The 20,434-nt window shown below is 63.4% G+C and carries 14 protein-coding genes and 1 pseudogene; 10 read left to right on the top strand and 5 right to left on the bottom strand.

Translation table 11 applies throughout. The features are described from left to right. Positions 1–2,794, bottom strand: a 2,794-nt coding sequence (locus HNP00_RS16035) for an IPT/TIG domain-containing protein (RefSeq protein ID WP_184740723.1), incomplete at its 3' end; no start/stop codon positions are given. A 312-nt stretch (positions 2,795–3,106) separates the two neighbouring features. Here HNP00_RS16035 and HNP00_RS16030 point away from each other — a divergent pair. The 9 genes and pseudogenes from HNP00_RS16030 to HNP00_RS15990 all read left to right on the top strand — a co-directional run bounded on the left by HNP00_RS16030 (position 3,107) and on the right by HNP00_RS15990 (position 14,422). Further along, entirely contained in the window at positions 3,107–3,679 is a 573-nt protein-coding gene (locus HNP00_RS16030) for a CdaR family transcriptional regulator (RefSeq protein ID WP_184740722.1), read from the top strand. 106 nt (positions 3,680–3,785) lie between these two features. Next, positions 3,786–5,084 (top strand): hypothetical protein, encoded by a 1,299-nt coding sequence (locus HNP00_RS16025; RefSeq protein ID WP_221451562.1) that lies wholly within the window; start codon positions 3,786–3,788, stop codon positions 5,082–5,084. A gap of 266 nt (positions 5,085–5,350) precedes the next feature. Continuing rightward, positions 5,351–5,668, top strand: a pseudogene (locus HNP00_RS23415) (glycosyltransferase family 2 protein); the annotation flags it as partial. Positions 5,669–6,176: 508 nt separating this feature from the next. Continuing rightward, entirely contained in the window at positions 6,177–6,944 is a 768-nt protein-coding gene (locus HNP00_RS16015) for a hypothetical protein (protein WP_184740720.1), read from the top strand. Between the two features lie 304 nt (positions 6,945–7,248). After that, positions 7,249–7,791, top strand: coding sequence for a hypothetical protein (locus tag HNP00_RS16010; RefSeq protein WP_184740719.1), 543 nt, complete (start codon positions 7,249–7,251; stop codon positions 7,789–7,791). A 291-nt stretch (positions 7,792–8,082) separates the two neighbouring features. Next, the gene (locus HNP00_RS16005; RefSeq protein ID WP_184740718.1) at positions 8,083–11,034 is read left to right on the top strand and encodes a prealbumin-like fold domain-containing protein; all 2,952 of its coding nucleotides are present in this window, start codon (positions 8,083–8,085) and stop codon (positions 11,032–11,034) included. After that, positions 11,031–12,500: a SpaH/EbpB family LPXTG-anchored major pilin gene (locus tag HNP00_RS16000; RefSeq protein WP_184740717.1), complete on the top strand. Its 1,470-nt coding sequence runs from the start codon at positions 11,031–11,033 to the stop codon at positions 12,498–12,500. Before HNP00_RS16005 ends, HNP00_RS16000 begins: the two co-directional genes overlap by 4 nt. Positions 12,501–12,601: 101 nt before the next feature. Continuing rightward, on the top strand, positions 12,602–13,558 hold the full coding sequence (locus HNP00_RS15995; RefSeq protein WP_184740716.1) for a class C sortase: 957 nt from the start codon (positions 12,602–12,604) through the stop codon (positions 13,556–13,558). Between the two features lie 189 nt (positions 13,559–13,747). Further along, positions 13,748–14,422 (top strand): RNA polymerase sigma factor, encoded by a 675-nt coding sequence (locus tag HNP00_RS15990; RefSeq protein ID WP_184740715.1) that lies wholly within the window; start codon positions 13,748–13,750, stop codon positions 14,420–14,422. A gap of 186 nt (positions 14,423–14,608) precedes the next feature. On the opposite strand, the gene HNP00_RS15985 is transcribed toward HNP00_RS15990, so the two are convergent. The 4 genes from HNP00_RS15985 to HNP00_RS15970 form a co-directional block, all read right to left on the bottom strand. Continuing rightward, positions 14,609–14,965 carry a GNAT family N-acetyltransferase gene (locus tag HNP00_RS15985; RefSeq protein WP_184740714.1) on the bottom strand — a complete coding sequence of 119 codons (357 nt, stop codon included), beginning with the start codon at positions 14,963–14,965 and terminating at the stop codon, positions 14,609–14,611. After that, on the bottom strand, positions 14,962–16,308 hold the full coding sequence (locus tag HNP00_RS15980) for an acyltransferase (RefSeq protein ID WP_260405010.1): 1,347 nt from the start codon (positions 16,306–16,308) through the stop codon (positions 14,962–14,964). The genes HNP00_RS15985 and HNP00_RS15980 overlap by 4 nt, the downstream gene beginning before the upstream one ends. A 108-nt stretch (positions 16,309–16,416) precedes the next feature. Then, on the bottom strand, positions 16,417–17,631 hold the full coding sequence (locus HNP00_RS15975; RefSeq protein ID WP_184740713.1) for an amidohydrolase: 1,215 nt from the start codon (positions 17,629–17,631) through the stop codon (positions 16,417–16,419). Continuing rightward, complete coding sequence (locus HNP00_RS15970) at positions 17,628–19,046, bottom strand: MFS transporter (protein ID WP_184740712.1); 1,419 nt, start codon at positions 19,044–19,046, stop codon at positions 17,628–17,630. The genes HNP00_RS15975 and HNP00_RS15970 overlap by 4 nt, the downstream gene beginning before the upstream one ends. 146 nt (positions 19,047–19,192) lie before the next feature. Here HNP00_RS15970 and HNP00_RS15965 point away from each other — a divergent pair, with 146 nt between their 5' ends. Continuing rightward, positions 19,193–20,194 carry an Lrp/AsnC family transcriptional regulator gene (locus HNP00_RS15965; RefSeq protein ID WP_184740711.1) on the top strand — a complete coding sequence of 334 codons (1,002 nt, stop codon included), beginning with the start codon at positions 19,193–19,195 and terminating at the stop codon, positions 20,192–20,194. The last annotated feature ends 240 nt before the right edge of the window (positions 20,195–20,434 follow it).

The following is a 20,434-nucleotide window of genomic DNA, read 5'->3' as shown; positions in this document are numbered from 1 at the left end:
TGTTGGTCGTCGTGATCGTGTAGTTGATCGTTTCGCCGGCGTCGGCCAGACCGTTGCCGTTGCTATCAACCAGGCTGGCGGTCTTGGCGGTGCTCAGACCGGCAGCGGGGTTCGCCGGTGTGACGGCCGTGCCCGGAACCGATGTCGGAGGCGTGCCGGTCGAGGCGTTCGTGCCGGTGGCCGTCGCCGTGTTCGTCACGTTCCCGGAATCGACGTCGGCCTGGGTCACCGTGTAAGTACCGGTGCAGGTCATGGCCGCCCCGGGTGCCAGGGTCCCGGGCTGGGCCGGGTTGCAGCTGAGGGTTCCGTTGTTCGGTGCGCCGGTGATCTTCGGATCGGAGACCGTGACGTTGTTGATCGTGGCACTGCCGTCATTCTTGGTCACGGTCGTGTAGGCGATGCTCTCCCCGGCGTCGGCCAGGCCGTTGCCGTTGGTATCGTTCAGCACCGCGGTCTTGGTGGTGCTCAGGTGCCCGCTGGTGTTGGCAGGGACCGTGGCGGAGCCCGGGGTGCTGGGGGCCGGGCTGCCGTCCGGCAACGTTCCGGTGGCGGTGGCCGTGTTCTTCACCGAGCCCGAATCAATATCGGCCTGGGTCACGACATAGCTGCCGGTGCAGGTCATGGCCGCCCCCGGGGCCAGGGTCGAACCGCTGGGCGGGGTGCAGTTCAGAGTCGGGATCTTCGGGTCCGAGACCTGGACATTCGATACCGTCACGGATCCCGTGTTGGTCGTCGTGATCGTGTAGTTGATCGTTTCGCCGGCGTCGGCCAGACCGTTGCCGTTGCTATCAACCAGGCTGGCGGTCTTGGCGGTGCTCAGGTGCCCGCTGGCTCCCGTGATAGGAGTCGTTACGCTCGCCTGAGCCGTGATCGTGGAACCCGCGGCGGTTCCGGAAGCGGTAGCGGTGTTGCTGACCGTGCCCGCGTCCACATCGGCCTGGGTCAGTGTGTAAGTCGCGTTGCAGGTGTTAGTGGCTCCCGGCGCCAACGGGGACGGGCCGCAATTGATGGCCGTTGGGGTGATCTTGGGGTCGGTGACCTGAGGATTCGTTATCGCCGTGGTACCTGTATTGGTGACCTTGAAGGTGTAGACGATGGTGTCGCCGGCGCTCGTGACAGGACCGTGCACGTGCGTGATAGCTCCGGCTGTCTTGGATAGCGACATGCTGGCATTGACAACTGTGAACGTCACCGGTGGTGAGGTCTGGGTGAGGCCGTCGGGCAAGGTGGGATCACCAGGCGTAACCTGAGTTGCAACGATGGTATGGCTGCCTGAGGGCAGTGGAGAGCTGGGAGTGCACGACCAGGTGCCGTCAGGAGCCACAGTCGCGGTGCAAAGTGTCGTTCCACCTTCCGTCACGGGGATGGTCGAACCGGGAGACCCGGTGCCGGTGATCGGCGGGCTGGGATTGTTGGTGGTTGAGCCGTTCGCCGGGGAAGTGATGACCGGGGGAGCCACATAGGTATAGGAGCCGGCCGTGGCTCCCGGATCATTGGCCGAGACAGCTTGATCCGAGGTACCGTTCGGAGTCGTCACGGTCACCGGAACGGTGCCCGGTGGATGCGGCGGAGTGACGAAAGTGAGCGTTTTCCCGTCTGGAGAGACAGTTATCTGATTGGCCGGAATAGTGACGCCGCCGATGGTGACGGTGGTGGCGCCCTGTGCGAAGTTCTGGCCCGTGATGGTCACCGTCTGGCCGCCTGCTGTCGGGCCAAGGTCGGGGGTGATGGTGGACAGGATCGGCAAGCACTGGATTCCAGGGGTGGTACCGGCGCTCATATTGGCCACCGCGTGCATCGGCAGGATGTCATAATTCGCTGTGGAGAGCCCACCGAGAGTGCTGACACCGATGGTCAGCAACGGAACAGTGATCTCTGCATGGGTGCCGTCGGCACTCACAACGTTCTGAGTGGGTTGACCGACCGTCACCGACAGGTTACCGACGCCAGGGACTCCGAAGTTGTAAGTCTGGCCAGGGGACAGGTTCTGGGTGACACCCAGAACATCGACCTGGACCGCGGGCAGTGCGTAGTCGGTGCCAGCACCGCCTGGGACGCCGTCCGCAAATGCCTTGACATAGGGATAGAAGCCGCTCCAGCTGAACGCCACCGCGCCTCCAAAGAAGCTGACCCCGGAAACTTCGGCGGTGCTCGTGGATTGAACACCGTAAGAGTCGGGGGTGAGCCCTGTGGGATACAGCGTAGTGGTGTCGTAATTCGTGAAAGCGCCGAACTGGCCCAATGTGCCGCCCAGTACCTTCAAACCGGCCATTTTACCGATGGCTTTGGACAGAACCCTGGAACCGGCAGGATAGACAGCCGCATGCCCCGGTGCCTGGGTGAACTTGGTAAGATCTGAGTCGTTATTCCAGGTTTCGGTGGGGCTCGGGCACGCTGTGGCATAGCCGTGGGTCAGTGCCGTGCCGCCCAGTGCGTCGATGGTCAACGTGCCCGGGATACCAAAGTTGTTCAAACCTGCGGTGGCCGGGGTGGTGTGATCGCCTGGGGAATGCTGGGAGGCGGCGGTGACCGGAACGGTGACTGCACCCAGAGTTCCCTGGATGAGTCGAACTGCCGCGTCCGCTTGGCCCACACTGTCAGCACTCGCGATCGACTTGGTTACCGTCAGATTGGCACCGATGCCGGCCAGACTGGCCCCGATGTCGGTGATGAAGGAATCTGCGGAGGCAGTGTAGGCCTGAGGCGAAGAATAGGGGTTTGCCTTGGCCGGCTCGGCAGTCGATACAACTGCCACGAAACTGAGGCCGAATACCATCGGCACGATCAGCGACAAGGAAATGATTTGACTGAGAATCCGTCTGAATTGATGCCGAGTAGCTGTTGTTCTTGCCGCATGCCGCTGCAATTTGTTGCCCCCTTTGACTGCCCGTCCTACAACAGGCTCATTCGACCAAGGTGTGAGACCGGGTCAACGCCCTAACTACTGACTAGTGGCGCGGGGAGACACTTCATGACGCGGGAGTTTGAAGGATTTTCCGTGATGTTCGCTGAAGCCTCTAGAAATGCATGTGATAAGGACTTTGCGGCGATCCGGGTGCCGCTCAGGCCGTACGTGAGGGTGTCCTCGTGCCAGCTATGGGGAGCGATGGCTTTGAGACCGAATCTCAGATCGCCGGCATTGCGGGCACTGAAATTCTCCCGTTCCGGGAGGACCTTGGGCAGCGCCCTGGACTTGGGCAATGAGATGGCACTGTTGCAGATTAGCGATTCGCTTGCGGGTGCGGACTTCTCCCAGCCGACTCCGGTGGACAGGCTGGTCAATCACGACGGCGAACGAGGCGACACCGCCATGGTGGACACCCTCCGGGCCTACTTGGATGCCTTCGGGAACATTCCGACGGCTGCAAGAGAGCTCGGCTATCACCCCAACAGCTTCCGTTACCGGCTGCGGAAGCTGGAAGAACTAAGTGGTATCAATCTCGACGTCCAGATGCCCGGCTGTTGGCCCAAATCCAGCTTCGACTGCTCCCGGATGCCGGGGAAACCCGGCGTAACGGCGAAGAACCCGCGCGCTGCAGACTCTCAGGTACCGGCACCGGCTACCTATCGCCTCGCCCACACAATCGCCCGACAAACAGCAGGGCTAGCCGTATACAAAGGCCGAATTCAGGTCGAGAACCACAGAACTTGCTGTTCCGATGACTCCCTTCGCCTTTAAGCTGCGGGAGTATCATGCGAGGGACGGCGCCAAAGAAGGCTGCCGCCAAGTTTCCGAGCCGAAGAACGGTGGTGATGTCGTGTCCTGGACGCAGGTATCAAATGTAGTGCAGCTCAATGAGGCGCTGGCGGAGGGGGCCAAAGAAATCGAGGTTTCCGGAACATTGAAGGGGATGCCCTCGGTAACGCTGCCTCCAGGGGTAGCACTGCGCGGCGGCGAGCTCGCCTTCGGGGCCAAGGGTCTGCGGCTGACGCGGGACAACTTGGTCGAGAACGTGACCGTGCGCACCTCAGCGCATGAGCTCGCCATCTATAACGACCCCACAGTGGAGAACCTGGGCACGCTTCGGCTGAAGAACGTCACCAGCTTCGGGCAGGTCTACCTCACCGCTGAGGACGGTGTCCGAGCCGGCCGCATCGAGGCTGACGGCGTGCATGTGGCGGAGGCGGACACGCGCGGCCGGGCAGACCGGCCCACCGGGTTCGGAGTTGAGGCCTTGCAGGGGGCGTTCACCCTCTGGAACAGGCAGCCCGATGCTGACGTGGTCCTCACCGCACGGCTGGAAAACATCTCGGCGGGCAGCGCCGGAACCCCGGTGCGCGGCGGAGGTGTGTTCGTCGGCGGTCACGGCGGCAAGGCGGGCATGGCCGGCGGCGGCACCGTCGCCGTCGAACTGCTCTCCACCGGGGACGTCTTCTCCGACGGCGGCATCGCCCCGGGCACGCCGGACCTGATCAGCGGCGGTGTCTTCATCATCAGCGGGGCCCGCGCCGTGGATGTGGTGAACCTGGGCACCACCACCACGTTCGGCCAGAACGATATGGTGCTGGACAACTGGGGTGCCGTAGAGACCTGGACGGCCAAGGCCAAAGTCACTTCGCACGGTCCCAGCGGCATAGGTTTCGTCAACTTCGGCGACATCGGCGTGCTCACCGTTGAGGCCCCCATAGAGACCACCGGACTGGGTGCCCGCGGATTCAATGTTTACGACGGATCCCTGCGCGAGGCCGTGTTCGACTCGATCACCACCCGGGGGGACGGGGCCGTGGGTGTGCAGGTCAGCCGTGACCTGCCCAAGCTGACCATCAAGGGTAGCCTGTCCACCTCCGGCGGCACCGGCGAAAGCCTGGTCAAAGGCGTACTCCTGCCCCTCTCGGCCATCGCCCTGAGCGTGAAGCCCACAGGGCAGATCGGATCTGTTGACATCGGGGCGGACATCTCCACCGACGGCGACGGCCTGGTCACCGTGGACCTGGAGGGACCCGTCGGCACGCTGACCGTCGGTGGGAAGATCATCGCCAACGGCGCCGGCGCCTCGTCCGTGCGGATCGCCGACGTTACGGGCCCTAGCCTGGAAGGCCTGACACTGGAGGCCCCCAACGGCCAACCCCTGGCCGCCGGATAGGACCCCGGAACTAAGCGACCTCGGTGAGGCACCCTCCGCGTGAAGAGTGCCGGCCCGTCCGATACGCCCGATCCGGCGCCAAGAATCCGCACTAAGCCTGCTCAACAGCCCAGGCATGGTGCGTGTGATTCGCAGCGATAGGTCGCGGACTTTTCGCGGCGCTAGATGTCACTGTCACCCTTGGTGCCCGTTCGTCGATCCCTCGGCGGTACTACCGCGATCAGTCTTCCCCGCACCGGCTGACCGTCCTTGACCGGAAGCCTCTCGTGTCTGTGATCGTCCCCGGGTATGACGAGGCCGTCGTGATCACCAGTTTCGTGGAATCCATCCTGACCAGCCGGTACCGGAGGTTTGAAGTGATTCTGGTGGATGACGGTTCCACCGATGAGACGGCCGCCATCATGGCCGCGCTCACTGCCGAACACGGCAGGGTCCGCTCCGTCACGCAAGCCAACGCGGGGAAGGGTGCGGCGTTGAACCGCGGGATTGCCGCGTCCCACGGCGACATCCTGATGTTCGTGGATGCCGACGGGATTTTCGCGCCGGACACCCTTCTCCACATGCTCCAGGGATTCGACCATCCCAATGTCGGCGCGGTGTGGAGACGACCGCCCAGTGAACCTGGACCGCGTGCAGACCCGCATGCTGGCCGTCCTGAGCCACGTGGGCACGGGACTTGTGCGCCGGGCGCTGGCTCGTTCTGGATCCGGGTCAGATCCACGGTGCCGGAGCCAGCGTCCTCTTCAACCGGCTCGACTCTTCTCAGTCGGCCTCGCTGTACGCCACACCCACGGCAACGACTACTCCGTTACCGACTTCAGGTCGAAACGGAAGGCTCGCTTTCTCTGCATGAAGCTCGAACTTTCCTGCGCTCGCGCCCTTCCTTGAAGTCTCCCGTGCAGGATGCGCGATGGACAGGCCCAAATGCGGTGGACTGCCCTAATAAGGACGTCGTGACCGGGCAAGGCCTCAGGACTCCGCGAGCGGCCGCCGAGGAACAGAAACCGGGAGCAGTTGGGTTGAATGGCGACACAAGATCAAATTTTCGTGGCCTTCGCGACATGAAATGCCTCCATGCGACACACCTTAGACATGAAGATCCAAACAGCACCCTGGGTGCCCGTTGCACACGGCATGTGGCCACTTCTGGCCCGGTGGCGGGACCAGAGCCAGCACGATGGCTGGCGGTACGTCCGGGATTGGTTCGTACCGGGAGTCGAAGGAATGGCCTTGTCAGTGATGAACGAGGTTTCACCCGGCGGCGCGGCCCGTCAGCTGGGCGCATCACGTTCCTTCCATGGCGTGGGCATCGCTGAAACGATGGCCGATCTGCGGTCCCTCTTCACGGCTGTCGGGCTACCAGTCGATTACGGCGCACTGCAGGAAGTCGCCGTTGGGTGGGTGGAAGCCGGTGAGCAGGACCACCAGCCTTCATCCTGCACGGATATCGCCACCGGCCTGGCAACCGCAGCCCATTTCGAACGCGTACTCCATGACGCGCGTCGGGCGGCGAACGTGACGGACAAGTTTATCCTAGGGGAATTGCTTTTCCCCCTCATGGATATACGACTGAGAGGCTCCTGGACCCTGTCCGCGGAGGTGGGCCGAATCTGTGCCGAGGAATTCACCGGCGAATCAGCGATACAGATGTACCGCCATGGCAGGGTGGACTTCCTTATCCAGGGTTCAGCGGGAAATCTTGCGGATGCGCTCAGATGCAGGAAGCGGCTTGAGGCGCTCCGGAACGGAGCCCTCGGCCCATGCGAGCTGCGCTACCGGCCCATCCCGTCAACGGATGCCGAATCCATGAGCCTCATTGCGCAGCTCAGAAGCATCCAGGTAAGGCAGCAGTCCCGATGACGTGCCAAGGCCCTACACCAAAACCGTTCCCATCGGCCACGGGCATGGCCCGACGCAGGGACGTGGGCTCACTACGGATCCTTGCCATCATCGATGCCGTACTCACCCTCCCAGGCCTCAACGCAGCCAGTGAACGCGACTCCTCGACCGGCACACGGCGGTTCACCTCTTCAATGGGTGCAGACCCGGAACCAGTGGCACCTCCTGCCAAAAATGCCCTTGGCGATACACCCGCCCGCGGACGCCGACGAGCGGAACCACTGAGAAACCAATGGCTGAACACTCTATTCCCGAGGAGGTCCTAATGCTGCAGATCCCAAGCAGTCCGGATAAACAAGTTGAACGGCAGCCCCGTGAAACAAGACACGCGATAGCCGATGATGGCCGCTCCACCGGCCACCTTGGGCCTTCGTTTCCGGAAAGGTGGGATCCATGGGATGCCACCGCTCCGGTTGGCTTCCTGCCGTGTCCGCTGCACGGCGCTGGGTTACGTCTGGTTCACTACGCACACCAGGCCACCGCGGCTCCTCACGACACCCTGACCTATTCCGCCTGGATCATCAATGATTCAGGGGAAGAGCTCACCAACGTCGCCCTCATCCTGCGGTCCTTCACGAACGCGGGAATGGAAGAACTACGCTACACGTCCGGCCCGTCCGTCTTGAGCTTCGGCCCGATGCCCGCCGGAGGGGAAGCCGAGCTGGTCTTCACCTATGTGGTCACTGACAGCGACCAACGCCATGCAGGCGAGCTCATCAGCGCCATGGCTGTCCAGGCAGTCACCGCCTCCAGGACGAAACTCTGGGACGAACACGACGCCATCACCCCCATTTCCTTGCCTGAATAGCCCCTGCATTTCGTTCAGGATCCACGAGACGGTGCGGCAGACGCAGGCCTAATGGCCAGGAGCGGTGCGGCACTGCCGCGCAATTTTGCGGATGATACCTGGCGCATCTCAGGTGTTGCTGAAAAAAAGTTGAGAGTTTCCTACCGGAACCGGCGACACATTCCAGTGGGCACCGACACTTACCAGCCAGATGCAAGATTCCAGGCGTGAGCCTGGTCGTTACTAGCTAGTGAGGTGTCGGGTGATCTTGAACAAATTCACCACAGCAGTGCATGGGATGAGGGTGGGTTCATGATGACCGTCCGGAATTTCCCGAGGATCATCAAGAAAGCCTCAGAGGTGCTGCCCCCGAAAGCACCCCATGCCCGGTCAAGGCTGGTCCTGGGCCTTGCCACCGTCCTGGTCCTTCTGCTGCAGCTAGTGGCGATTTCGGCGGCAGCGAATGCCGCCGGGGCCGTGCCGGGTTCGACCAGCCAGTCTGTCCCGGCGAATCCACGCATGGCATTGCCGATGGCGTTGACCGTTTCGCAGGTGTGCACACCCGGCGTTTTCTACGCGATCGACAGCTCCGGGGGGATCTACCGTTCGCACGTGAATTCCAGCAGCAACCCGGTTCTCGACTACAAGATGGCAAACACCAATACCGTCCGCAACAATGCAAACGCGCTGGGCGTCAGCCCCCGGACGGGAATCCTGTATTACGTCGATAAGTTCACCAACGGCCCCACGGGCCCTTCATCGGTCAACATCTACTCCTACGATCCCACCGCAGCCAGTCCCGCACCTGTCCTTCTCAAAACCAACGTCGATACCTCGCTGATCAATGACTCCGTAGTGGCTGGCGCGGTCAACCCGCTCGATGGCGCGTACTACTTCGGCGGTTACGCGGACATCCCCGTGGCCGGGAGCAACCCGCCGCAATGGACGGTCAATCTGTACATCTGGCGCTACGACCCGGCAACTGGTGCCGTGGCCCTAGTGGTCAACGGCCTTCAGGTCTCCTCCTCCGCCTACCTGGGCTACAACTACAACCTTGTCACGGGAAACTGGGACCCGGTCCCCGCCAACCGCAACGGCGACTTCGCTTTTGACAGCCAGGGAAATCTCTACGCCATCCTTTCCCAAGTCGACAACGCACAAACGGCGTATCCCGGCAGCGTCCAAATCTTCACCATCACCGGGGTGGATGCAACTCCGGGCGCGACCTTGGCCAACTCAACAGGCAGCATCCTGGTTGGCAACTCGACCAACGATCCGGGGTACAACGGCATCGCGTTCGATTCCAACGGCTCGCTCATTATTGAGTCGAACAATAGCGGTACGAGTACCAACGTCACCGTGTATGACCCCAATACCTTCCAGCCTCTGGGTACCCGGACGGCACTCGCCTACGGCAACGGCACCGACTTGGCCTCATGCCAGCCAGCGCCGCCCCATGTGAAATTGCAGAAGGAAATCGTCGGCGGCCGAGTCAACGCCAGCGACCAGTTCAATCTGTCCGTCAAACGCGGTGACACCGCAGGCAATGGGGCCGTTCTGGGAACCACCACCACCACCGGCAGCGCGTCAGGACTCCAGAGCCGCCAGGTGGGCCCGGCCGCCGTGCTTGCACAAGTAAGTGGGGTCTACTACACCTTCTCCGAAAGCCAGACCACGGCCACCGGCGGATACACCACCACCTGGAAATGCTGGAACACGCCGGACCTGACCGCCGCACCATTCAAGAGCGGCACAGGGACCTCGTTCAACGTCAACAGCACCGAAATTCCAATTTCCTCGGGCACTGTTTCAACCGAGGTCACCTGCCGATTCGTCAACACGGCCCTCCTGCCCAATCTGGTGGCCTCCAAGAGCGTGGATCCGGCGGCCGGGACCATGGTCCAACCAGGGCAGGTTCTGACGTACTCGCTGACCTTCGATAACACAACCGGGACCGCCCCGGCGACGGTCAGTTATACCGATTGGCTCGGGGACGTCCTTGATGCCTCAACCCTTGTAGCCAATTCCATCACCACGACAACCACCGGCGGGACGCCCCTGGTTGTCACGAACAACTCGGGTGCAGCAACGAAGACCCTGGGCATCACCGGCACCGTGGCCGCCGGCGCGAAAAGCGTCGTCACCTATCAGGTGAAAGTCAACAACGCCGGCAGCCTGGGCGATGCTTCGCTCGAGAATTACCTGACCCCCTCGACCACCGTTACGCCCCCGACATCCTGCCCGGCCGGCAGCACCACCTGCACGGTCAATCCCGTGGGTGTGTGGGCGCTGAGCAAGACCGCGTCACCTGCTTCAGGAACCTACATCAACCCTGGCGACCCCAGCGCAAACAGGGTGATCACGTATACGGTGACCGCCACCAACTCTACGGTCAACCCCATCACCGGTGTCATCCTCACCGATGACCTGAGCCAGGTGCTGAACAACGCCACGTTCACAGCCGGGTCGGCGAAGCTCACCATCAATGGCGGCACACCCCTCGCGGTGCCGGATCCGGGTGCCGGCAGCAAGCTGGTCACACCCTCATTCACCCTGCCCGGCAACGGCACGGCGGTTTTGACCTATTCGGTGACGGTCAACACGAATGCATGGCTCGTCACCTTGACGAACGGCGCAACCGGCAACGGGATCATCCCGCCGGCACGATGCGTCACCGGCGGCGCAGCGCCGCTTGACCCTGCCTGTTTCACCACGAACCCCACCACGGGACACCTGTTCGTGCAAAAGTCTGGGCCCGGCCCAACCCAAGGTTCCACCGTCCCGCTGACGGGCTCGACCTTTGAGATCCGCAATGATGCTGCCGGGCAAATGGGCGCCACGGTGATCGGGGTGAGCAGTGCAGTGTCCGGGTCGCCCGGGCTGGTCGAGGTCAGGAACCTGCTTCCAGGAACGTATTGGCTGCTGGAAACCAAGGCCCCGAACGGCTACTCGCTCCTGGCGACTCCCGTGAAGTTCACTGTTGCGGCCAACGGCAGCATCGCATTGGACGCGGCCACGGCGGGCACGTCCGTGACGGCAAACGGTGCGACCATCACCGTCCTGGACATGGCAGCCGTCAAGCTTCCAGCCGCCGGCGGACCAGGCAACGCCGGTCTCCTCGGAGGCGCCCTTCTCGGGGTCCTCCTCCTCATGACTTCTCTCGCCCTGATCATGATCAGGCGAGCGGACAAAACCCCACAAACCCAGATTGCTGAGCGCAGCTCCGTGCATCTCCCTGGGGACTACAAGAAAGGAAAACGATGAAATCATCGAAAGTGAGGCGCAGGATAGTCGCTTCGCTGGCCGTAATTGCCTCGGCAGCGATGCTGGCCCTCGGGGCCGGGGGTGCGCACGCGGCGAACATTGCCAACATCGATCCGTCGCAGACGGGTACGCTGACCATCCACAAGTACCAGACGCCGGCGACGCCGACCAATCTGCCCAACAACGGAACGGCACTGACCCCGGCCCAGCTGGCGGGTCTGACGCCCATGGCCGGAGTCACGTTCACGGTTCAGAAGGTCAACAACATTGACCTGACGACCAACGCGGGCTGGACTGCCGCGGCCGCCCTGACACCAGCCCAGGCCGCAGCGCAGGCTGCCACGCCCGGCTCCACGGTCACCACCGACGCGACGGGAACAGCCACCCTGGGGAACCTTCCCTTGGGTCTGTACCTAGTGACGGAGACCGGCTACCCGGCCGGCGTCACCCCCTCGGCTCCGTTCCTCGTCACGCTTCCCATGACGGACCCCGTGAACGAGAACAACTGGATGTACAACGTCAACGTGTACCCCAAGAACGCCGTGACCGGTGCGACGAAGACGGTTACTGACGCCCCCGCCATCAAGATCGGCGACAACGTTCAGTGGACCATCACCGGCGACATCCCCAATGTCAACCCGATTGATGGCTACAGGATCACCGACAAGCTCGACCCGAAACTGAGCTACAGCAGCGCGACCGTGAAACTCAGCAACGGCGCCACACTGACGCTGGGCACGGACTACACCGTTGTATTCGATACGGCCTCGAACACCCTCACGGTCGACTTCACCGCCAGCGGCCGGGCCATCCTGGCCGCCAACCCCACGGCCAAAGTCGTGGTGACAGTGAACACCACCGTCAACGCGGTGGGCCAGATCGCGAACACGGCCAACGTCTACCCGAACGCGGCCAGCTTCAACATCACACCGGGCCAGCCCGGCGGCCCTGTGGTCACTCCTCCGGTGATCACCAAGTGGGGCGACATCGTGCTGCACAAGCAGGACTCCAAGACCTCCGCGAGTCTTGCGGGCGCCACGTTCTCGGTCTACCCGACCCAGGCTGATGCCCTGGCCGGCACCAACGCGATCACCATCTCCGGTGTCAGCTCCTGGACCACCGATGCCACCGGCAACCTGGTGATCTCCGGTCTGCGCTACTCCAACTGGGCCAACGGGGTCGCAGTGAACCCGGGCCAACCCGGCTACCAGAGCTACTGGCTGGTAGAGACCAAGGCTCCGGCCGGCTACGAACTCCTCGCCCAGCCGGTCGAAACCACGGTCACCAGCTCTGACCCGTCGGTCGTCACGGTGACTATCAACAACGTCCTGCACAACGCCGGATTCCAGCTGCCGCTCACCGGTGGCGTGGGAACCTGGGCCCTGACCGCCGGCGGGATCCTCGTGCTCGCGGGCGCCGGTCTCTTCATGGTCACCGGCCGCCGGAAGCGCAACGAGGCAAAGTAACCATCCCTCGGTGACCTGCACCCGTTGATGCAGGGTGTGGGGCATCCACCACTGCGGTGGATGCCCCACACCTCTCCCGCCCATCAAAGCAAGAGGCCCCCATGACCCAAACCCTCGAAGAATTCATGGAGGGTTCCGAACCTGGCCCGAAGGGCCCCCCTCCGCGCCGCGGGATCCGCAGAACGGCTGGACGCAAGCGCATCCGATCTCGTCTTGCTGACCGCAGATTTGTCACCATGATGGTCATCGCCGCCCTCGGGCTGGGCCTGGTCCTCTACCCGCAGGCAGCAGACTGGTTCAGTTCGATATCCCACAACAGCCAGCTCTCCGGCTACGCGCAGGAAGTTGAACAGCTTGAACCTTCAGCCCGGACGAAAGTGCTGGACCGCGCGCGCGAATACAACTCCCGCATTCCACCGGGGCAGCTGCGGGACCCCTACTCCGCGCAGACCCCTACTCCGGCCGTGGAAGGGCAACTGCGGGACTATCAGAGCCAGTTGAACGTAGCCAACGACGACGTGATTGGCAGACTGCGATACCCCTCGCTGAACATCGATCTGCCGATCTTCCACGGAACAAGCGACGACGTCTTGGCCAAGGGAGTCGGCCATCTCTACGGATCTTCCCTTCCGGTAGGGGGCCCCGGCACCCACAGCGTCCTGACATCCCACTCGGGAATCCCCAACGCCGAACTCTTCAACCCACTCCACAGCGCCAAAACAGGCGACATCTTCTCCACCGAAGTCATGGACCATACGTTCCTGTACAAGGTGAACAAGATCGAAGTGGTGAAACCGGACGACATCTCATCCCTCAAGGTCACCGCGGGCGAGGATTCCATCACCCTGGTCACGTGCACCCCCATCGGAGTGAACTCGCACCGACTCCTGGTCCATGCCTCCCGGATCGCGGACCTCCCCAAAGACGCCCCGGAACAGAAAACCCTGGCAGGACGCCAAACCAACGTCGGATTCCCGTTCTGGGCCATCTACTTCATCGGTGGCCTGCTGGTCTTCTACCTGGCCGCTGCCGCCCGGAACCGTCGGCGCAGTCGGTAATCCCATGGACCTGGCGACAGATGCGATGAGCACCCCGCCTTTGATGTATCCCCTGATAGGCCTTCCCAGGACACCTCGCGCTAAAGGCGGAACAGGCCGATTCTGCACCCCCAGACTCCACCTTCGCTCCATGGTGCCCACAAAGAACGGGCCGCCATACCTTGAGTTATGCGCCGGGACTCTAACGACGTGAACACAGGCGAAAACTCCAGTGCGGCTCTGCGGCCAGACAATGAAGCTTCTCTTATCCAAAAGGTGCGCGATGGTCGCCCAGGAGCGTTCGACATCCTGTACTCCCGGCATCTCAATGCGGCTTCACGCACTGCGAGGCAAGAGGCCGACAACCCGAGCGACATCGAGGACATAGTCGCAGAAGCATTCGCCTCGATCTATAAGAATCTGGCGGCCGGCAAAGGGCCGGACATGCTTTTCCGGCCCTACCTGCTCACGGTGATCCGGCGAATCGCCCATGACAACAACCGCAGGGCCTCCGCCCTGCAACTTATCGACGACAACTTCTTGCTGGACACCCTCTACACGGAGGACGACCTAGTCCTGCGGACCATCGAGCCATCGGCCATAGCGCGCGCTTTTTCCTCCCTTCCGGAGCGGTGGCAATCCGTTCTGCGGTATGTGGATATTGAAGGCCTCCGGCCCGCGGCAGCCGCGGAGCATTTCGGAGTGAGCGCCAACGCGGTATCGGCATTGCTGCACCGGGCCCGCAGGGGCCTGAGACGCGCTTACCTCCAGGCGACAACACCGTCGGTCGCATCAGAGCAGGTGGCTTCACAAGCCCGAAGGTCTGCAAAGGTCCCTTCGCCCAGTCAACACGCCAAAGGAGGAGCGAACACAACAGCGCAGTGAAGTGCCAGCAAGGGCGTGCGGCCGGACGGGAGTAGGGAGAAACGGCCACCCACTTTAAAAAGTGGGGGCTTGTCGCAATTCGTGACGCGAAAAGTGAAATTAATTTTCGAAGCGCGCCCAGACCCGAAACGGCGTGCGCTGTGTGCCACTGCCTGTGCCACACACCCCGGGCAAAACCGCGTTTGGCTACTCGTTGTCCGGCTCGCCCACAGGCGCTTCCGGCGGCCAATCGACGTCGAGATCGTAACCCTCATGCTTGCGCAGATAAGCGGCGATGAACGGGCAATGCGGAATGATCCGCTTGCCCGAGGCCAGCACGTCGTCCAGGGCAAAATGTGCCAGGACCTTGGCCAGCCCGCGGCCCTTGAACTGCGGGCGGGTTTCGGTGTGCAGGAAGTCGATGTGGCCGGGTTTGTCCATAAACTGCGAGATCACGGCAACTTCACCATCAACCAGAAGCTCGTAGCGGTGGAATTTGTCGTTCCTGACCGTGGTGACGTCCGGGCTGAACGACTCTGCGGTTGAATCCGTGAACTCAGTCATGAGTCGAGATTGGCACGTAATCCGTGCTCTGGCAATGGCACCTCGGGGGCATCGGGAACCGCCGGAGGCAGGACTCCAGCCGGCACCCGTCCCAGGAGTAACACGCCCAACGCGAAGCACGCCGCTCCCCCACCCAGTAGGGTCAGCGTCAGTCCATTAAGGGCCGCGTCCACCACCGGGATGAAGACCACGACGCCGGCAGTCACCACCGCGGCGTGCGCCCTGCCGCGCGCGTGGACGGCCGCCGTCGGGCGCTCTTCGAGCCTGCCGCACAGTACCAGGACCGGCACCAAAAGTACGACGACGGCGAGCAGCACCAGCGGGCGGGCCCACCACCATTCGGCGGTACCGGCCGCCGGCTTGGGGAAATTCGTGAGCAGAAGCAGCCCGGACATGGCAGCGAGCAGCGGTAAATGCCACAGATAAACCGTCATGGACCACCGGCCCGCCACGGCCACCACCCAACGGATCCAGCGGACGCCAGCCACCCATTCGAGGCCCGGTCGCAGCAACTGCAGCGTGGCGGCCTGCGACAGTCCCAGGAGCAGCATGCAGAAGTTTGGCGGATTCAGGTCCACGATCATGTTCCCGGAGTAGACGCCAATCCCGGTCACGAAGCCCAGCAGCAGGTTACTGCCCACAATCAAGCCTACGAACCAACCCCGGCTGCGTCCGGCGAAGATTCCGTCGGCAATGAAGAAGCCGAATTGCTGGACCGCGCACCAGACAAAGAGCATGTTGACGAAGGCGAGCATCGGAAACGCCCCGCGCAGGGAGTCGAGCGTGATCACGGCGGCCACCAGTCCGCCGAGGGTCAGCCAAGGGGAATGTCCGTGGAGCCGGGCGAGCAGGGGAACGCTGAGCTGTGTCGCGAGGTAAGCGGCCAAGAACCACAGGGGCATGCCCGCGCCCGTCGCGATCAGTTGGACCACCTGCGGGTCAACACCCAGGAACAGTGCTGCCCACAGTCCCACGAACATCGAGGCCAGCAGCGCAGTTGCCGGACGGATGAGGCGCAGGAGCCGCAATTGCGCGTAGTCGACGCCGGTGCCGCCGCGCGCACGGAGCCTCCGCCATGATCCCAGTCCCGTGATGCCGCCGAGGACGAAGAACAACGGCATTACCTGAAACACCCACAGAACGGGTTCGAACCAGCGCTGTTCCATGAGCGTATTTTCGGTGGTCACGGTGCCGTCGGGGTGCAGGACCGGGCTGACCATCATGCAATGCGAGAGCACCACCAAGATGAGGCAGAAGAACCGGGCGAGATCGATCACGGGATCACGTGAGCGGCCGGGCATAGCCCGGCCCGCGGATACCTTCTGTTGCCTCAAGAATCCCATTGCGCTCCCTTGCCAACTGCTGAGTCCATTGTCCGCCCGCTCGACGGCGGGAACCAGAGCGGGCGGACGCGGAACCGGAGCGCGCGGCGGCGGGCTTCACCGCCGTCGTCAGCGGGAGCGGCCCCCCAGCAGCCGTTCGCGTTGCCGCGGATCGCTGGCCGCCGCACTCGCGGCCAGGGCCAGGCCGAAAGCGCCGTCCAGGACTGCCCGGTCCGCGGAAGCTGAGGAGCCGTGGGCAGCAAACTCGGCGGTGTGGTGGGCGGCCCCGCCCACGTCGTAGCCGAGCAGCGGATGGATGCTTGGGACCAGTTGCGAGACGTTGCCCATGTCTGTGGAAGCCACTGGTTCTTCGTTGAATGCAACAGCCCTTCCCCTGGCCACCATCGCGTCCCGGTAGGCCTCGGAAAGGAACCGGTCCTGCGTGAGTTCGGCGTAGGCATTGCCCGTGGGGGTGACCTTGAGCGTGCTCCCGCTGGCAAGCGCGCCAGCCTCCAGGCAACGCCGCACTCGTTCCTCGATGATGCGTAGATTCTTGATGCTGGGTGAACGCATTTCCACGCTTGCACGCGCCCGTTCGGGTATGACGTTGACGGCGCTCCCGCCTTCGGTCACGATCAGCGAAACAACGGAGCCGGGCGGAAGCTGCTGCCTTGCCAGGGCAATGGCCGTCTGCGCAACCACGAGTGCGTCGAGGGCGTTGACCCCCTGGGAGGGAGCGGCGGCTGCGTGCGCCGGGCGGCCTTCGTAGAGCACGTCCCACATACCCATGGCCAAGGACGATCCGCCGATGACGTCTTCGCCGCCGGCATGGGCCATCATGGCGAGGGACACGTCCTCGAAGAACCCTTCACCAATGAGGTCGACTTTGCCACCGCTGGTCTCCTCTGCCGGGGTGCCGAGGACCTTGACGGTGATCCCGAGCTCGTCGGCTACGGAAGCGAGCGCAATCGCCGCCCCCACGGCACAGGCCGCATTGACATTGTGTCCGCACGCATGGCCGATAGCCGGCAAAGCGTCGTATTCAACGCACAGCGCGACCACAAGCTCCCCGGTCCCGAACCGCGCGCTGAAGGAAGCCGGGAGCAGCGGTTGGGGGCCGTCGAAACTGAAGCCCGCGCTCCGGAGCAGCCGGCTAACGCGCTTGACTGCCCGGAACTCCTGGCCGCTGAGCTCTGGGTCGGCATGGATCGCGTGGCTCAGTCCAAGGATTTCCGGCGTCCACCTTTCCAGCGCGGCAGAGACGGAGCGTTCGACGGCGGCTGGAGACGCGGTGCCGGAGCTGGCGGTCTCCGGGGAAACGACTTTCACGGCAGCGGCTTTCATGTGGCGATCCCTGCTGCTTGGCGCTTCGGGTAACGGGCGGCTGCTGCCGCAGCGATCAGGGCCGCGACGGCCAGAGCGATCCAGATCGACAGCAGCCCGCCCTCGCTGATGTGCCTGGCCTGGACGGAGGACGAGGAGATGAGTTTCACGACGGCGGCGCCCACCGCGATGCCAACGGACAGTGCCAGCTCGTTGAGGCCGGCCGCCGTCGAGGTTTCCTCAAGCGGAACGCCCTCCACGGACAGGGCCCTGGTCCCCGCCTGGTACATGCCGAGGCTCAGGTTGAACATCGCGAAGCCGGCGCAGTAACCCGCCAAGGAGGCGTGACCGGCCGCCATGACCAAGAAGCCGCCTGCCAGCAGGAGTCCCGCAAACACGAGTGTGGCACGCTCGCCGAACAGGCTAAGAGCCCTTGACGTCAGTAGTGAGGAAAGGAGCGAGAGGACCGATGCCACCGCCAGGACAATGGCGATCATGAGGGGGCTCAGCGCGAACCCATAGCCGGTCTTGTCCGGGTTCGAGTACAGGAAGATGCCATTGGTTCCGAAGTAGCTGATAGAGGCGAAGCCGAAGAAGAAGGTGGCCAGCGAGACCGTCCGGATGCGCGGGATGGCAAGCATTCGCAGGTCCATGAACCGCTTTCCGTGGGTGCCCCGAGCATCCAGCACTACCCAGTAAGCCAACAGTGCGAGGCCAAGGATTCCGGCTCCGAAGGTCTTCCCATCCAGCCAACCCCAGTCCGGGCCCATCGAAAGGGCCACCACAAAGCCGATCAGCCCGAGCGAACACGCCAAAAGCGGCACCAGGGCGAGTCCCTCGCGGGTGGGGGTTCCGGCGTCGGGCAGCACGAAGGAGCAGACCAAGGCGACGACGGCAAACGGCACCGCTACCCAGAAACCGAGCGTGGGATCGTCGACGCCGATGATCCCGGCAAGCAGCCCTCCCGCGCCCACCATGATCATGAGCATGCCGATCATCACGCTCACGCCGGTGCGGGTCTGCCCGGGGCTGCTCACCCGCAGGATGCCCATCATCAGCGGAATGAACCCAACCACGCACGTGAGCATGACGACGCCGGCAGTCACCGTCCACAGCGACGGCCACAACGCCATCATGACGACGCCCGCCGCGACTACCGCCGTCGACCAACGGAGTACCAGCCTGTAGCCGTAGCTGTCGCCGAGCCGCGAGATGATCGGCGTGAGCACGGCGAAGCTTACGTTGGAGATCAGGAAAATGCCGTTGATGGTGGGGTCGTCGATCGAGAAGGTCGGCCCCAAAGCTGGGAGGATCGGGTTCAGGTAGCCCTGGGTGACTCCGCTGAGTGATTCGATCAGGGCCATCGCCACGATCATTCCCGTGATGGTCCGGCGTGCGACGGCCGCGGTCGTTGGAGGTGCTGTCTTGCTTGCCATGTGCTTCCTTGAGTGTTGGGGGGGTCGTTGCCTGCGTGTTGGTATGCGAGCGGGTGATGCGAGTCACAACATTAGTTTTGCCGTCTACACTGGCTAAGAATTTGTTTGAAATCATCTGAGAATCGCGAAATTTGAAGGAATCGGCCATGATCTCCGAAACGGATCTTGAAATCGTCAATGCGCTGCAGATCAATCCACGGGCCGACTGGAGCCGGGTTGGAGATGTCCTCGGGCTGTCCGGGCCTACCGTCGCACGCCGGTGGAACGCCCTCGCCGAGCAGGGACTGGCGTGGATCACTCCGGCACCGGGGGCGCGCTATTTAAGTGCGGGCTGGTCTGCGTTCATCAGCCTTTCTTCGCTTCCGAGCGAGAACGAAGCCTTGGTCCGGAAGCTCTGCGCGGAGCCCGCATTCGGCACCGTTTCGCTGGTGTCCGGCTCGCACGACCTCTTCGTGGACTGCTTCGCCTCAAGCCACGAAGAGCTCATGGACATCGTCACCGGCTCCTTCGCCGGGCTCCCCGGCGTCACCCACCGCGAGGTCGTTTTCGTGACCAAGCTGTACCGGCAGGCTTCCGATTGGCGCAGCGGCACCCTTGAACCGGCGAGGGCCCGGCTCATGTCGGCGGATCCCCTGCCCGCCCCGACCGCCTACGCTCCCGACCGGCTGGATGCGTCGCTGTTGGAAGAACTGGCCCGGGACGGGCGGGCCAGTTGGGCGGAGCTGGGGGCCGACTGCGGCGTCTCCCCCCAAACCGCACGACGGCGGGTGGAGCGGTTCCTCGCGTCCGGCTACATGACGCTGAGGTGCGACACGTCTGCTTCAGCCCAGCAAGGACTGAGGGAAGTGAGCCTGATCCTCAACGTGCCCGCACACCATGTTGACGCCGTCGGGCGCTACTTCGCTGCGCTGCCGAACTGCAGGCTCAGCGCCCAAGTTCTGGGCGCCCAGAACTTGCTCGTGACACTTTGGGTTCGCGACTACCTGGAAGTCCAGAGCCACGAGCGCGAACTCGCGGAGCGGGCACCGGGGAGCGCCGTGATCTCCCGGCAAGCTGTGGTTCGCAACTACAAACGCCTCGGCCACGTGTTGGACGAAACCGGGCGCAGCCGCAGCGTGGTCCCGTTGCCGCTGTGGCGTGAGGGCTGACGGCGCGAGGCGGCTCCAACGCTCGCTCACCAATGACCCCAAATCCCCCAACGCTCGCTCACCAATGACCGCAATTCCCCCGACGCTCACTCACCAATGGCCGGAAATGCTGCAACGCTCCTGCAGATGTGAGCTGAAGGAGGGTTGCGACTTTTGGCCCCAAAAGTGAAGGAGGGTCTGGTGCATCTGGAAACCCAGACTGCAACCCCCGCAATTGCCCTGCGACGCGGCAAGTCCCGG

Source organism: Arthrobacter sp. AZCC_0090 (genome assembly GCF_014207375.1).
Classification (GTDB): domain Bacteria; phylum Actinomycetota; class Actinomycetes; order Actinomycetales; family Micrococcaceae; genus Arthrobacter.
This window is presented reverse-complemented; position numbering and strand designations above follow the sequence as displayed.